Here is a 12,976-nt window from a genome sequence, read left to right as displayed (position 1 = left end):
CGAGGGACCGCCGAAAACCTAAAGGGTATCAGGCCCGGCGCCGCCAGTCTCAGTCATCCGGGTCGTAGCGGGTCGCGCGGCGGATGCTGTCGCCGTCGAAGCCCCGCCGGGCCAGCAGATCGGCGGCCTTGCGCCGCTGCGTCAGGTCCTGTGGACCGGCCTCGCCAAAGCGGCGACGGACCAGATCGCGGGCGTTTTCCTGCCAATCGCCCTCATAGCTGTCCATCGCCGCAGCGATCGCAGCGCTGTCCAGGCCATGGGTACCGAGTTCGGCACGGACGTGGATCGGCCCATAGCCGGTGTTGGCGCGCATCCGCACCAGGTTTTCGGCAAAGCGGGTGTCGTCCTGCCATCCGGCCTCGGTCAGCTTGGCGACGGCAGCCTGCGCAGCCTCGCCCTCGATACCGCGGGCGGTCAGCTTGCGGGTGAGTTCCTTGCGCGAGTGTTCACGGCGGACCAGCAGGCCCAGCGCACGCTGTACCGGGGTCTGCTCGCGCGGCCGGCGCTTGCGGCCGCTGGGAATGTCATCGGCGTCGGACATCGGTGCTCCAAGGGTGGCGCCCTCCGTGGCGCCCTGCCCATCCCTGGGCGATTCGAACCTGCGGGACAGGGCGACGTCACTGACGGCGCCGCCCTGCCCCACAGCAAGCCTTACTCGTCGTCGCCGTCGTCGTCGCCTTCCTCGCGGGCGGCTTCGGACGGCTGGAACTTCTCGCGCAGCTCGGCCTCGAGCTTGGCGGCGACGGTCGGGTTGTCGCGCAGGTAACCGCGGGCGTTGTCCTTGCCCTGGCCGATGCGTTCTTCACCGTAGCTGTACCAGGCGCCGGCCTTCTCGACCAGCTTGGCATCCACGCCCATGTCGATCAGTTCGCCTTCGCGGCTGATGCCCTCGCCGTACAGGATCTCGGTGATGACCTGCTTGAACGGCGGTGCCAGCTTGTTCTTGACGACCTTGATCTTGGTCTGGTTGCCGATGATCTCGTCACCCTTCTTGATCGCGCCGATACGGCGGATGTCCAGGCGGACCGAGGCGTAGAACTTCAGTGCGTTGCCACCAGTGGTGGTTTCCGGGCTCTGGCCCGGCATCATCACACCGATCTTCATGCGCAGCTGGTTGATGAAGATCACCAGGGTGTTGGAACGCTTGATGTTGCCGGTCAGCTTGCGCAGCGCCTGGCTCATCAGTCGGGCCTGCAGGCCCGGCAGCTGATCACCCATCTCGCCTTCGATTTCAGCCTTCGGGGTCAACGCCGCGACCGAGTCGATCACCAGGATGTCGACCGAACCCGAACGGACCAGCATGTCTGCGATTTCCAGCGCCTGTTCACCGGTATCCGGCTGCGACAGCAACAGATCGTCCACGTTCACGCCCAGCTTGGCGGCGTAGATCGGGTCCAGCGCATGTTCGGCGTCGATGAAGGCCGCGGTGCCGCCCAGCTTCTGGCATTCGGCGATGGCCTGCAGGGTCAGGGTGGTCTTGCCCGAGGATTCCGGACCGTAGATCTCGACGACACGGCCCTTCGGCAGACCGCCAATGCCCAGCGCGATGTCGAGCATGAGCGAACCGGTCGGGATCGCTTCGACGGGCTCGACCACGCGGTCGCCCATGCGCATCACCGAGCCCTTGCCGAACTGCTTCTCGATCTGGCCCAGAGCAGCAGCCAAGGCGCGCTTCTTGTTCTCGTCCATCGTATTGGTCCTTGCAGAGGTCATGTCGTTGGGGGTGCTGTCTTTGGGGGTCTTCTTTGCCATGGGTTCACTTTAAGTCGGACGTATCGCACAGGCTGAGATTCTGCCCGGCGCTCTGAAAAGAATTATCGGACATCCGTACCAACCTCAGTGGAACCAGAGAATCGCCACAAAAGACCGCGGGGTAATGCGTACTGGAACGGGTCAACGGTTGGGCCGCAGCAGGCCGCAATAGAGGCCTTCGATCGCGAAGTCCTGGTCCGGCAGCACCTCGATCGGCTTGTAATCGGGGTTGCGCGGCAGCAGGCGGATGCGGTCCTTGGCGATCTTCAGCAGCTTGACGGTGATCTCGTCATCGATGCGGGCCACCACGATCTGCCCGGAGTGGGCGTCGCGGGTGCGATGCACGCCGATCAGGTCACCGTCGAAGATGCCCTCGTCGATCATCGAATCGCCCTGCACCTTCAGCAGGTAGTCCGGCGCCGGCGAGAAGAACACCCGGTCCAGCACCACGAAATCGTCCGAGCCGATGTCAGCACCGATCGGCAGGCCGGCCGCGACCCGGCCCAGCACCGGCAGGCGCAGGACACTGTCGGGCAGGCCCGGCTCGGCCAGCTTCTCCAGCGGCGGGGCCTGCACCAGGCGGATGCCCCGGGCCTGGCCCGGGATGCGACGGATCGCACCGGCCTGCTCCAGGGCTTCCAGGTGGTACTGGGCCGCACGCACGCCCTTGAAGCCGAACGCACGTGCGATTTCAGTCTGCGACGGCGGCGCGCCTTCGCTCTCGATGCGCTCGGCGATCAACTGCAGGATCGCCTGCTGGGTGTCGGTCAGGTCCATGGTTAGTAGTATTACTACTAACATCAGGCTCTGCAAGTGCCGGGTGCGACACACCCCTGCGACAGCGGCCGACCAACGGTCGGCCCTACCAGAGAGCGTCGCGATCCCGACCGAAACCGACCCGTGCGCGGCGCAGGAGCGGCCGACCAGCGGTCGGCCCTACCAGAGGGCGTCGTGATCCCGGCTGAAACCGACCCGTGCGCGGCGCAGGAGCGGCCGACCAGCGGTCGGCCCTACCAGAGGGCGTCGTGATCCCGGCTGAAACCGACCCGTGCGCGGCGCAGGAGCGGCCGACCAGCGGTCGGCCCTACCAGAGGGCGTCGTGATCCCGGCTGAAACCGACCCGTGCGCGGCGCAGGAGCGGCCGACCAGCGGTCGGCCCTACAGGAATCGCTGCGCGATTCCGCGGTTCCCGTGGGGAACCGCTGCGGTAAACACACTTACGTGTGTTTACCGCTTCTCCAGATCGAGAACAGGATCCAGACGCCGCAGAAACCGGCGCCGATGAAACCGCACACGCCCAGCGCCAGCAGCCAGCGGCTGGAAACACCGCCGACACTGTGCATCACGATCGAGGAACCGATGATCAGCGCGGCGGTGACGATGCCCATCACCAACCGGTTCGCGGCGCGGTTCACCTGCTCGCCGAAGCCCTGTAGCGCACTGGTCTCCACCTTCAGCTGCAGGCGCCCGCGGCGTGCCGCCTGGACCAGCTTGCGCAGGTCGCGCGGCAGCTCACCGGCGAAGTCGACCAGGCCCAGCAGGCTGCGCCGGCCACGCTTGAGCAGCGCCTTCGGTGCGTAGCGCTGCAGCACCACCCGCTCCAGGAACGGGCGCGCGGCACTGGCCATGTCGAAATCCGGGTCAAGTTGCCGGCCCATGCCCTCCAGGGTCAGGAAAGCCTTGATCATCAGCGCCAGATCGGCCGGCAGGGTCAGGCTGTAGCTGCGCAGCAGCTGGGTGATGTCGCCCAGCATCAGGCCGATGCGCAGGTCCTTCAATGGCACGCCACGGTACTGGTCGACGAACTGGCTGATGTCGTGCTGCAGCCGGTTCTCGTCCACTTCCACGCCACCGGCCCAGTCCAGCAGCACATCGGCCACGCCCTGCGGGTCCTGCTCGACCAGCCCGTGCAGCAGCTGGGCGACCTGGAAGCGGCGCACTTCGGAGAGCGCGCCCACCATGCCGAAATCGATCACGCCGATGCGGCCGTCACGCAGGTAGATGATGTTGCCGGGGTGCGGATCGGCGTGGAAACTGCCGTCCTCAAGCACCATCTTCAGCACGATGTCGGCACCGCGCCGGGCCAGTTCGCGGCGGTCCAGGCCTGCTGCGTCGACACCGGCCAGGTCACGCCCGGGAATGCCGTCGACGAAGTCCTGCACGTTCAGGCTCTCGCAGGTCCATTGCCAGTGCACGCTCGGAATCAGGATGTCATCGCGGCCACTGAAGTTGCGCGCGATGCGCTCGGCGTTGCGGCATTCGGCGGCGAAATCGAGCTCGCGGCGCAGCGATACGGTGAACTGCTGCACGACCTCGGCCGGACGATAGCGACGCAGGTCCGGCAGGCGCGCTTCGACGATCTCGGCCAGCCGCGCCAGCAGGCGCAGGTCGGCCTCGACCACATCGCGGATGCCCGGGCGGCGCACCTTCAGCACCACCTCGCGGCCATCATGCAGGCGTGCCCGATGTGCCTGCGCCAGCGAGGCGGCGGCCATCGGGACTTCATCCAGGAAGGCGAACACTTCGGTCGGTGCCGCACCGAGATCGGCCTCCAGCTGCTCGCGGATATCCGCGTACGGCAACGCCGGCACCGCGTTCTGCAGCTCGGACAGTTCAGCGATCCATTCCGGCGGCAGCAGGTCGACGCGCGTCGCCAGCACCTGGCCGAGCTTGACGAAGGTAGGACCCAGGTCCTGCATCGCGCTGCGCACCCGTACCGGCGCGGTCATCCGCAGCAGTTCCTGGCGCTCCTCGTTCCAATGCAGCAGGCGCCCTGCCCGCTCCAGCGTGGTGGCCAGGCCGATGCGCCGTACCACGTCACCGAAGCCATATCGGATCAGGACGGCGGCGATTTCCTGCAGTCGGCCCAGGTCACGGACCGTGCCCAGCGTTTCCCACATCATGCGTGCTCCGGACGTTTACCGGGGCAGCATGTCACAGCTGGGCGTCGATACCGCGCAATGCCGCCGCCACGGTCTGCCGGCGGATGGCTTCGCGGTCGCCATCGAACTGGAACAGCTCGGCGCGCGCATAGCCGCCGCGGCGCTTCCAGCCGATCCAGACGCTGCCCACCGGCTTGTCGGGACTGCCGCCGCCCGGGCCGGCGATGCCGGTCACGGCCACGGCGATGCCGGCACCGGAATTGACCAGCGCGCCGGACACCATTTCCAGCACGGTCTCGCGGCTGACCGCGCCGAACTGCTCCAGGGTCTGCGCGCGCACGCCGAGCAGGCGCTGCTTGGCTTCGTAGCTGTAGACCACCATCCCGCAGTCGAAGAACGCCGAGGAACCGGCGATATCGGTCATGCATTTGGCGATCCAGCCACCACTGCAGCTTTCAGCCGTTACCAGCTGCAGCGCGGCCTGTTGCAGGCGCTGCCCGAGCGCGGCGGACTGGGCGTTGAGATCAGCGTCGGTGGGGATGGACATCGGCATGACGGTGGGGTGAAGAATCTGCACGTTGTACCGCAGATGACAGGCAGATGTCGCGGGCCGCCGCGATGGCGGTGGCGCACAGCACGTCAGCGCCGGGCAGCGCCCGGCGCTGGTTCACCACTCCGGCAGCTTCTCCGGCAGCAGGGCGCGGATCGGCGCGCCGTCGGTACTGGCCGCCAGCTTCTCGGCTTCAGCAATCGGCAGATCCACCTGCAGCAGCCAGCCCTCTTCGTCGGCCTGTTCGCTGCGGATCACTTCGAGCTGGTGCAGGCGCGCGCGCAGGCGACCGGCATCCGGCGGCAGCCGCAGTTCCCCGGTGACGTGCTGCAGGCCCAGGCGCTTGCCGAGCACCGACTGCAGCAGCTCCAGGCCCTGGCCGTCGCGCGCCGAGATCCACACCCGCTCACGACGCGATTCGTCGGGCACGCCGTCCTGGCCATCGTGGCGGACCTCGGCACCGTCGATACGGTCGATCTTGTTGAACACCAGCAACTGCGGCAGGTCACCGGCGCCGACCGCGGTCAGCACCTCGTCGACCTGGGCGATGCGCTCCTCGCGGTGCGGATCGGCGGCATCGACCACGTGCAGCAGGAAATCCGCCTCGCGCGCTTCGGACAGGGTGGAACGGAACGCGGCGACCAGGTCATGCGGCAGATCGCGGACGAAGCCGACGGTGTCGGCCAGCACCACGTTGCCACCGGGTACTGCGATGCGACGCACGGTCGGATCCAGCGTTGCGAACAGCTGGTCGGCGGCGTACGCCTCGGCACCGGTCATGGCGTTGAACAGGGTCGATTTGCCGGCATTGGTGTAACCCACCAGGGCCACCCTCGGCAGTTCGCTGCGCACGCGCGCACGGCGCATCTGGGTGCGCTGCACTTCGACCTTTTCCAGCCGCTTCTGCAGCTGTTCCACCCGCTTCTGCAGCAGGCGCCGGTCGGTTTCCAGCTGGGTCTCGCCCGGGCCGCGCAGGCCGATCGAGCCACCACGCTGGCGCTCCAGGTGGGTCCAGCCGCGTACCAGCCGCGTGGCCAGATGGCGCAGCTGCGCCAGCTCGACCTGCAGCTTGCCTTCATGGCTGTGCGCACGCTGGGCGAAGATGTCCAGGATCAGGCCGGTACGGTCGATCACCCGGCGCTCGAGGAAGCGCTCCAGGTTGCGTTCCTGGCCCGGGCTCAACGCATGGTTGACCAGGATCAGGTCGGCACCGCTGGCGTCGGCCGCTGCCTTGATTTCGTCCAGCTTGCCGCTGCCGATCAGGGTCGAGGGGTTGGGACGGTCCAGGCGCGCAGTGATCGTCGCGGCGATGCTGGCCCCAGCCGAGCGGGCCAGATCACCAAACTCTTCCAGCACATCGTCTTCCAGCTTGCCGAAATGGGGCTGGATCAGCAGGGCGTGCTCGCCCTTTTTCGAGCGGTCAAACATTCACCGCTCCGGTATTACTCGTCTGCTTCATCACCCGCCTGACCATTTTCACCGGACTGCACATAACCACCACCCGGCCCGACCTTCACATTGCGTGCGGGCACCACCGTGGAAATGGCGTGCTTGTAGACCATCTGGCTGACCGTGTTGCGCAGCAGGACCACGAACTGGTCGAACGACTCGATCGTGCCCTGCAGCTTGATGCCGTTCACCAGGTACACCGAAACCGGCACGCGTTCGCGCCGCAGTGCGTTCAAGAAAGGATCCTGCAGCGATTGCCCCTTGGACATTGCACACTCCTGATTATTGTTCTTATTGGGTTGCCGACGGTTGCCACGGCCCCCGAGCCACCCGCCGACCGATGATGTTACACGGCTGGCGGGGGTTCAGCGTGCGACGAAGGTCGACACAGCGCCGGCCAGGCGCTCCTGGTCGATATGGGGGTCGAACCAGCGCGCATCAAGCTCGCCACGCAGCCAGGTCAGCTGGCGCTTGGCCAGCTGGCGGGTGGCGAAGATGGCCTTGTCACGGAACCGGGCCGCGCCGCCCTCCCCGTCCAGGTACTCCCAGGCCTGGCGGTAACCGACCGCGCGCACCGCTGGCAGGTCCAGCGGTGCCGGCACGGCGGCCATCTGCGGCATTGCGCGCAACGCCCGCACTTCGTCCAGGAAGCCCTGCGCCAGCATGGCGTCGAAACGCGTCTCGATGCGCTGGTGCAGCACCGCGCGCTCACGCGGGGCCAGGATCAGCTTGAGGGTGCGCACCGGCAGCGGCGCCACGCCGGGACGGCGCTGCCACTCAGTGATCGGGATGCCGGTCAGGCGATGCACCTCCAGCGCCCGCTGGATGCGCTGCGGATCGGTGGCATGGATCCGCGCGGCGGCGGCCGGATCGACCTGCGCCAGTTCGGCGTGCAACGCCGCCCAGCCGCGCTCGGCGGCCTCGGCCGCCAGCGCCGCACGCAGCCCGGGATCGGCCTCTGGCATGGGCGAAAGCCCCTGCAGCAGGGCACGGAAATACAGCCCGGTGCCGCCGGCCAGGATCGGCATCTTGCCCCGTGCCACAATGTCGGCGACCACGCGGCCGGCATCGGCGGCGAACTCGGCCGCCGAATAGGTCTGCCACGGATCACGCAGGTCCAGCAGGTGGTGCGGGGCCTGCGCGCGTTCGGCCGCATCGGGCTTGGCCGAGCCGATATCCAGATGGCGGTAGACCAGCGCCGAATCGACGCTGACGATCTCACCGTCCAGCTGCCGGGCCAGGGCGATCGCGGTGGCGGTCTTGCCGCTGGCGGTCGGCCCCATCACGGCGATCGCCAACGGCCGCCGGTCGATCGCCATCAGTCTTCGTCCGGCCAGCGGATTGTCGGCGCGGCATCGGCACGAGGGGCCGGTACGGCGTCGACCGCGCGCCAGATCTTCAGCGCATCGACCGTCGCGGCCACGTCATGCACGCGCACGATGCGCGCGCCGCGCTGGACCGCGATCAGGTGCGCAGCCACCGAGGCCGCCACGCGATCGGACGGCCTGTCGCGGCCGGTCAGTTCGCCCAGGCTGCGCTTGCGCGACAGTCCGGCCAGCATCGGCACGCCCAGCTCCAGGAAGCGCTCGGAGCGGGCCAGCAGGGTCATGTTGTGGGTAGTGGTCTTGCCGAACCCGAAGCCGAGATCGACCAGCAGGTTCTTCTTTGCGATACCGGCCATCTCGGCCGCGAACATCCGCTGCACCAGGAAACCGTGCACCTCGGCGACCACGTCGTCGTAATGCGGGTCGGCCTGCATATGGCCTGGCTCGCCCTGCATGTGCATCAGCACAACCGGCACGCCCGTCTCGGCGGCGGCATCCAGCGCGCCTTCCTGGCGCAGGGCATAGATGTCGTTGATCATGCCGGCACCGGCGGCCACCGCTGCCCGCATCACTTCCGGCTTGAAGGTGTCGATGCTGATCGGCACCCCGGTCCGCGCGGCCAGCTGCTCGATCACCGGAATCACCCGGCGCAGCTCTTCCTCGATCGATACCGGCGCGGCACCGGGGCGGGTCGATTCGCCGCCGATGTCGAGCAGATCGGCACCCTCTTCGACCAGCTTCAGGCCATGCGCGACCGCGGCTTCGGCAGTGTCGTGCGCGCCGCCGTCGGAGAACGAGTCCGGGGTGACGTTGACGATGCCCATGACCCGGGCACGGTCGAGGTGCAGGATGCGGCCGGCGCAATCGAGCTGGGGCGAGGTATCGAACATGGGTAATCCTGCAGGGACAACGGCGGCTAGTTTAGTGGGCAGGGCCGCGCCCTGCACCGGCAGAGGCAGCGGCCCCGGCAAGAACCCAGGCAACGCTTGCATTCTGTAGAGCCGAGCCATGCCCGGCCCAGATCTCACAGATACCGGGATATTCGATTTCGATGGAGATTCATCCACGCATGGCGTGGATCCACCGCGCAGCCCTGCCGTCGGCCGTTACGCCTCAACGGCGGCGCTTGCGGTCCACGTACAGGGTCTTGGCGATGCTCAGCACGATGCCGACCGCGATGCCCACCACGCAGCCCAGCAGCAGATTGTCGGCACCCAGGCCTACGCCCACGCCAACCACGGTGGCGATGACCATTTCGACGGTATGGGAAATCGGTTCGGGCTTGGGGGTGGACATGCGGGCTCCAGCGTCAGATCGGTTCATCGGAATGGGCCGGGGCCCGAAAACGACGAAGCCGGGTTGCCCCGGCCTCGTCTGGTGTCACCTGTCGCAGGCCGTCAGTGCGATTCGGCCGGGCCAGCGATCGGCGGCAGCGGACGGGCGTCGCCGCCCTTGTCGTTGCCACCGTCCTTGTTCGACTTGTTCCAGCCGGCCGGCGGCGGCGGATCGCGGCCTTCCATGATGGCGTCGATCTGCGGCGCGTCGATGGTCTCGTACTGCAGCAGCAGCTGCGACATCGCGTGCAGCTTGTCGATGTTGTCGGTCAGCAGCTGGGTGGTACGCGCATAGGCCTTGTCGAGGATGTTGCGCACTTCCTCGTCGATGCGGCGTGCGGTGTCGTTGGACACGCTCTTGTGCTGGGTGACCGAACGGCCCAGGAACACCTCGTCGTCCTCTTCGCCATAGGCGATCGGGCCGAGCTGCTCGGACAGGCCCCACTTGGTGACCATGTTGCGGGCCATCTTGGTGGCGCGCTCGATGTCGTTGGAGGCACCGGTGGTGACCTTGTCCTCGCCGAAGATCAGCTCTTCGGCGACGCGGCCGCCGTACAGCGAGCACAGCTGCGACTGGATCGCCACGCGGTTCATCGAGTACTTGTCGCCTTCCGGCAGGTACATGGTCACGCCCAGCGCACGGCCGCGCGGAATGATGGTGACCTTGTAGACCGGATCGTGCTCGGGCACCAGGCGGCCAACGATGGCGTGGCCGGCTTCGTGGTACGCGGTCAGGGTCTTCTCGTCCTCGCTCATGGCCATCGAGCGGCGCTCGGCACCCATCAGGATCTTGTCGCGGGCGCGATCGAAGTGGTCCATGCGGACCTCCTTCTCGTTGCCACGCGCGGCGAACAGGGCGGCCTCGTTGCAGAGATTGGCCAGGTCGGCACCGGAGAAGCCCGGGGTACCGCGCGCAATCACCATCGGCTCGACATCGTCGGCCAGCGGCAGCTTGCGCATGTGCACCTTGAGGATGTGCTCACGGCCCTTGACGTCCGGCAGGCCGACCACGACCTGGCGGTCGAAACGGCCCGGACGCAGCAGCGCCGGGTCCAGCACGTCCGGACGGTTGGTCGCGGCGATCACGATCACGCCTTCGCCACCTTCAAAACCGTCCATCTCGACCAGCAGCTGGTTCAGGGTCTGCTCGCGCTCGTCATGACCGCCGCCCAGGCCGGCACCACGGTGGCGACCGACGGCGTCGATTTCGTCGATGAAGATGATGCACGGGGCATGCTTCTTGGCCTGCTCGAACATGTCGCGCACGCGGCTGGCACCGACGCCGACGAACATTTCCACGAAGTCCGAACCGGAGATCGAGAAGAACGGCACCTTGGCTTCGCCGGCAATGGCCTTGGCCAGCAGCGTCTTGCCGGTACCCGGCGGGCCGACCATCAGCACGCCGCGCGGAATCTTGCCGCCCAGCTTGGTGAACTTGGACGGGTCGCGCAGGAAGTCGACCAGCTCGCCCACTTCTTCCTTGGCCTCGTCGCAGCCGGCGACGTCGGCGAAGGTGACCTTGATCTGGTCTTCGCCCTGCAGCTTGGCGCGCGACTTGCCGAAGGACATCGCGCCCTTGGCACCGCCGCCACCGCCCTGCATCTGGCGCATGATGAACAACCAGAAACCAATGATCAGGATGACCGGCAGGAAATTCATCAGGATCGCGCCCAGCGAGATGCCGCTGGACGGCTCCTCCTGCACGATCTCCACATTCTTGGTACGCAGCACGTTGATCAGGTCACGATCGAACGGCGCGGTGATGGTGGACGACTGCCCACCGCGGGTGGTGTAGGTCAGCTGGCTGGTGCCGCCGCGCATGTCGCCGCCGAAGGCGACCTTCTGCACGTTGCCGCTGTCCACCTGGTCCAGGAACTGCGAATACGACGCGCCCTGCGCCCCGGCCCCGGAGGACTTCGGCGAGAAGCTCTGGAAGACCACCATCAGCACGACGGCGACGACCACCCATAGCAGGAGGTTCTTGGTCAAGTCGTTCATCCTCATTGGCTCCGGTGTTCCTCTTAGTGCTGGCGTTGCGTTGGGGTCGAACTTGCGTACGTTGCGAGCTTACTTCATGTGGGCGCGTTTTCCCTGACCCAAGGCATACACCTCGGGAGAGCGCTTGCGCGACGCTTCCGGCTTGCGGATGGAGACCTTGTCGTACCGGCGGCGCATTTCGCGCACATAGTCGTCAAAGCCCTCACCCTGGAACAGCTTGATCAGGAATGCCCCACCGGTCTTGAGGTGGTTGTCGGCAAAATCCAGGGCCAGCTCCGCCAGGTGCATCATCCGCGGCTGGTCAACCGCGCCCACACCACTCTTATTGGGGGCCATGTCCGACAGCACAAGGTCTACCGGCTGATCCCCGAGCATGGCTTCAAACTGCGATAGGACGGCTTCTTCCCTGAAGTCACCGTGAAGGAACTCCACGCCCGCCAGTGGCGGCATGTCCAGGATGTCCAGGGCCAGCACGCGGCCGGTATCGCCAATCTGTCTCCGAACCTGCTGAGACCAGCCGCCCGGGGCCGCGCCGAGGTCGACCACCACCATATGCGGCTTCAGCAACCGGTCACGTTCGAGCAGCTCTTCGAGCTTGTAGGCCGCGCGCGAGCGCATGCCTTCGGCCTGGGCCTTCTTCACAAAGGGGTCGGAGAAGTGTTCCTTGAGCCAGCGCTGGCTGCTTTTGCTGCGGGTAGCCATTGAAAATAGGGGCTGATGGGGTCCTCATGATACCCTGATCGCCCCATTCAACCGTCTTTTCCTGCATGTCCATCGCCCTGACCGCCTCCCAGACCCGTTTCCTGCGCGGCCAAGCCCACGACCTGAAGGCCCTGCTGCAGACCGGGGGCAAGGGCGTGACCCCGGCCTTCATCGCTGAGCTGAACGAAGTGCTGGAGCGCCACGAACTGGTCAAGGTGAAGGTCGCTGCCGAGGACCGTGAAGCCCGTGACGTGATGATCGGCGAGATCGTCGACGCCACCGACAGCGCGCTGGTACAGCGCATCGGCCACGTCGCGGTGCTGTACCGCCCGAGCAAGGAACAGCGCCAGATCGTGCTTCCGCGCGGCTGATCGCCCTACTGCCATGCAGCTGAACCACGAACCGCCTGACTACGCCTACAGCCTGCGCGCCGCCGACGGCCGTTCGGCCAGGGTCAACGACCAGGTGCTGGGCAGCAGCTTCTTCCTGACCCCGGACCAGCTGGTCGAGCAATGGCCGGTGCTGCATGCCGCCGCGCTGCAGCTGGCCGATCTGGAGCCGATCCTGGCGCTCAATCCGGCGCTGATCGTGCTTGGCACCGGCGACCGCCAGGTATTCCCGCCGGCGGTGGTGATGGCCGCCTGCCTGTCGCGTGGCATTGGCCTGGAAGTGATGAACAACCCGGCCGCCGCGCGCACGTTCAACATCCTCGCCGGCGAAGGCCGCAAGGTTGCGGCCGCCTTCATCCTGGAAGGCTGAAAAAGGCCGCCGGCAGCCGAGCATGGGCTCGGCTCTACAGGGAACACCGATAATCCGTAGCGACCGGGCCGATGCCCGGGCGGCGCCGCAACGTGGCCCAAGGCAGCCGAGCATGGCTCGGCTCTACAGATACGCCCGCAAGGCGGCTATCAATGCGACGACAGGCACCGCGCGCCGCCGGCGAACGCCCGGCGCGCTGCGCCGGGCCGGGGATCCGCCCAGAGG

At 67.0% G+C, this 12,976-nt stretch carries 14 protein-coding genes; 2 read left to right on the top strand and 12 right to left on the bottom strand.

Features of this window, described 5'->3' with window-relative positions:
* Window positions 1-49: 49 nt before the first annotated feature.
* The 12 genes from recX to rlmE all read right to left on the bottom strand — a co-directional run bounded on the left by recX (window position 50) and on the right by rlmE (window position 11,992).
* Complete coding sequence (gene recX, locus Q0P60_RS18685; protein ID WP_294996995.1) at window positions 50-541, bottom strand: recombination regulator RecX; 492 nt, start codon at window positions 539-541, stop codon at window positions 50-52.
* Between the two features lie 110 nt (window positions 542-651).
* Window positions 652-1,689, bottom strand: a complete 1,038-nt coding sequence (recA, locus tag Q0P60_RS18680; protein WP_294997038.1) for a recombinase RecA — start codon at window positions 1,687-1,689, stop codon at window positions 652-654.
* A 204-nt stretch (window positions 1,690-1,893) separates the two neighbouring features.
* Window positions 1,894-2,529: a transcriptional repressor LexA gene (gene lexA / locus Q0P60_RS18675; RefSeq protein WP_294996993.1), complete on the bottom strand. Its 636-nt coding sequence runs from the start codon at window positions 2,527-2,529 to the stop codon at window positions 1,894-1,896.
* A 440-nt stretch (window positions 2,530-2,969) separates the two neighbouring features.
* Complete coding sequence (ubiB, locus tag Q0P60_RS18670) at window positions 2,970-4,652, bottom strand: 2-polyprenylphenol 6-hydroxylase (RefSeq protein WP_294997036.1); 1,683 nt, start codon at window positions 4,650-4,652, stop codon at window positions 2,970-2,972.
* 34 nt (window positions 4,653-4,686) lie between these two features.
* Window positions 4,687-5,181: a nicotinamide-nucleotide amidohydrolase family protein gene (locus tag Q0P60_RS18665; RefSeq protein ID WP_294996991.1), complete on the bottom strand. Its 495-nt coding sequence runs from the start codon at window positions 5,179-5,181 to the stop codon at window positions 4,687-4,689.
* Window positions 5,182-5,301: 120 nt separating this feature from the next.
* On the bottom strand, window positions 5,302-6,612 hold the full coding sequence (gene hflX, locus Q0P60_RS18660) for a ribosome rescue GTPase HflX (RefSeq protein ID WP_294996989.1): 1,311 nt from the start codon (window positions 6,610-6,612) through the stop codon (window positions 5,302-5,304).
* A 14-nt stretch (window positions 6,613-6,626) separates the two neighbouring features.
* Window positions 6,627-6,902, bottom strand: a complete 276-nt coding sequence (gene hfq, locus Q0P60_RS18655) for an RNA chaperone Hfq (RefSeq protein WP_079221450.1) — start codon at window positions 6,900-6,902, stop codon at window positions 6,627-6,629.
* 96 nt (window positions 6,903-6,998) lie between these two features.
* Window positions 6,999-7,952 (bottom strand): tRNA (adenosine(37)-N6)-dimethylallyltransferase MiaA, encoded by a 954-nt coding sequence (gene miaA / locus Q0P60_RS18650; RefSeq protein ID WP_294996986.1) that lies wholly within the window; start codon window positions 7,950-7,952, stop codon window positions 6,999-7,001.
* Window positions 7,952-8,848 carry a dihydropteroate synthase gene (folP, locus tag Q0P60_RS18645; protein WP_294996984.1) on the bottom strand — a complete coding sequence of 299 codons (897 nt, stop codon included), beginning with the start codon at window positions 8,846-8,848 and terminating at the stop codon, window positions 7,952-7,954. Before folP ends, miaA begins: the two co-directional genes overlap by 1 nt.
* 223 nt (window positions 8,849-9,071) lie before the next feature.
* Window positions 9,072-9,254: a hypothetical protein gene (locus Q0P60_RS18640; RefSeq protein ID WP_294996982.1), complete on the bottom strand. Its 183-nt coding sequence runs from the start codon at window positions 9,252-9,254 to the stop codon at window positions 9,072-9,074.
* Between the two features lie 101 nt (window positions 9,255-9,355).
* Entirely contained in the window at window positions 9,356-11,290 is a 1,935-nt protein-coding gene (ftsH, locus tag Q0P60_RS18635; RefSeq protein WP_164171323.1) for an ATP-dependent zinc metalloprotease FtsH, read from the bottom strand.
* A 69-nt stretch (window positions 11,291-11,359) separates the two neighbouring features.
* Window positions 11,360-11,992, bottom strand: coding sequence for a 23S rRNA (uridine(2552)-2'-O)-methyltransferase RlmE (rlmE, locus tag Q0P60_RS18630; protein ID WP_006431652.1), 633 nt, complete (start codon window positions 11,990-11,992; stop codon window positions 11,360-11,362).
* A gap of 65 nt (window positions 11,993-12,057) precedes the next feature.
* Between rlmE and yhbY the strand changes: the two genes are divergently transcribed.
* Together yhbY and Q0P60_RS18620 are read left to right on the top strand one after the other, a co-directional pair.
* The gene (yhbY, locus tag Q0P60_RS18625) at window positions 12,058-12,363 is read left to right on the top strand and encodes a ribosome assembly RNA-binding protein YhbY (RefSeq protein ID WP_294996977.1); all 306 of its coding nucleotides are present in this window, start codon (window positions 12,058-12,060) and stop codon (window positions 12,361-12,363) included.
* 13 nt (window positions 12,364-12,376) lie between these two features.
* Window positions 12,377-12,751, top strand: coding sequence for an Mth938-like domain-containing protein (locus tag Q0P60_RS18620; RefSeq protein ID WP_294996975.1), 375 nt, complete (start codon window positions 12,377-12,379; stop codon window positions 12,749-12,751).
* Window positions 12,752-12,976 lie beyond the last annotated feature (225 nt).

This window comes from uncultured Stenotrophomonas sp. (assembly GCF_945952405.1).
In the GTDB taxonomy this organism is placed as follows: domain Bacteria; phylum Pseudomonadota; class Gammaproteobacteria; order Xanthomonadales; family Xanthomonadaceae; genus Stenotrophomonas.
The sequence above is the reverse complement of the archived record's forward strand: the minus strand, read 5'-3'. Positions and strand labels throughout refer to the sequence as shown.

Bases quoted from the DNA above. Each gene is read 5' to 3' on its own strand.
- recX (WP_294996995.1), bottom strand. From the start codon at position 541: ATGTCCGACGCCGATGACATTCCCAGCGGCCGCAAGCGCCGGCCGCGC.
- recA (WP_294997038.1), bottom strand. From the start codon at position 1,689: ATGGACGAGAACAAGAAGCGCGCCTTGGCTGCTGCTCTGGGCCAGATC.
- lexA (WP_294996993.1), bottom strand. From the start codon at position 2,529: ATGGACCTGACCGACACCCAGCAGGCGATCCTGCAGTTGATCGCCGAG.
- ubiB (WP_294997036.1), bottom strand. From the start codon at position 4,652: ATGTGGGAAACGCTGGGCACGGTCCGTGACCTGGGCCGACTGCAGGAA.
- Q0P60_RS18665 (WP_294996991.1), bottom strand. From the start codon at position 5,181: ATGTCCATCCCCACCGACGCTGATCTCAACGCCCAGTCCGCCGCGCTC.
- hflX (WP_294996989.1), bottom strand. From the start codon at position 6,612: ATGTTTGACCGCTCGAAAAAGGGCGAGCACGCCCTGCTGATCCAGCCC.
- hfq (WP_079221450.1), bottom strand. From the start codon at position 6,902: ATGTCCAAGGGGCAATCGCTGCAGGATCCTTTCTTGAACGCACTGCGG.
- miaA (WP_294996986.1), bottom strand. From the start codon at position 7,952: ATGGCGATCGACCGGCGGCCGTTGGCGATCGCCGTGATGGGGCCGACC.
- folP (WP_294996984.1), bottom strand. From the start codon at position 8,848: ATGTTCGATACCTCGCCCCAGCTCGATTGCGCCGGCCGCATCCTGCAC.
- Q0P60_RS18640 (WP_294996982.1), bottom strand. From the start codon at position 9,254: ATGTCCACCCCCAAGCCCGAACCGATTTCCCATACCGTCGAAATGGTC.
- ftsH (WP_164171323.1), bottom strand. From the start codon at position 11,290: ATGAACGACTTGACCAAGAACCTCCTGCTATGGGTGGTCGTCGCCGTC.
- rlmE (WP_006431652.1), bottom strand. From the start codon at position 11,992: ATGGCTACCCGCAGCAAAAGCAGCCAGCGCTGGCTCAAGGAACACTTC.
- yhbY (WP_294996977.1), top strand. From the start codon at position 12,058: ATGTCCATCGCCCTGACCGCCTCCCAGACCCGTTTCCTGCGCGGCCAA.
- Q0P60_RS18620 (WP_294996975.1), top strand. From the start codon at position 12,377: ATGCAGCTGAACCACGAACCGCCTGACTACGCCTACAGCCTGCGCGCC.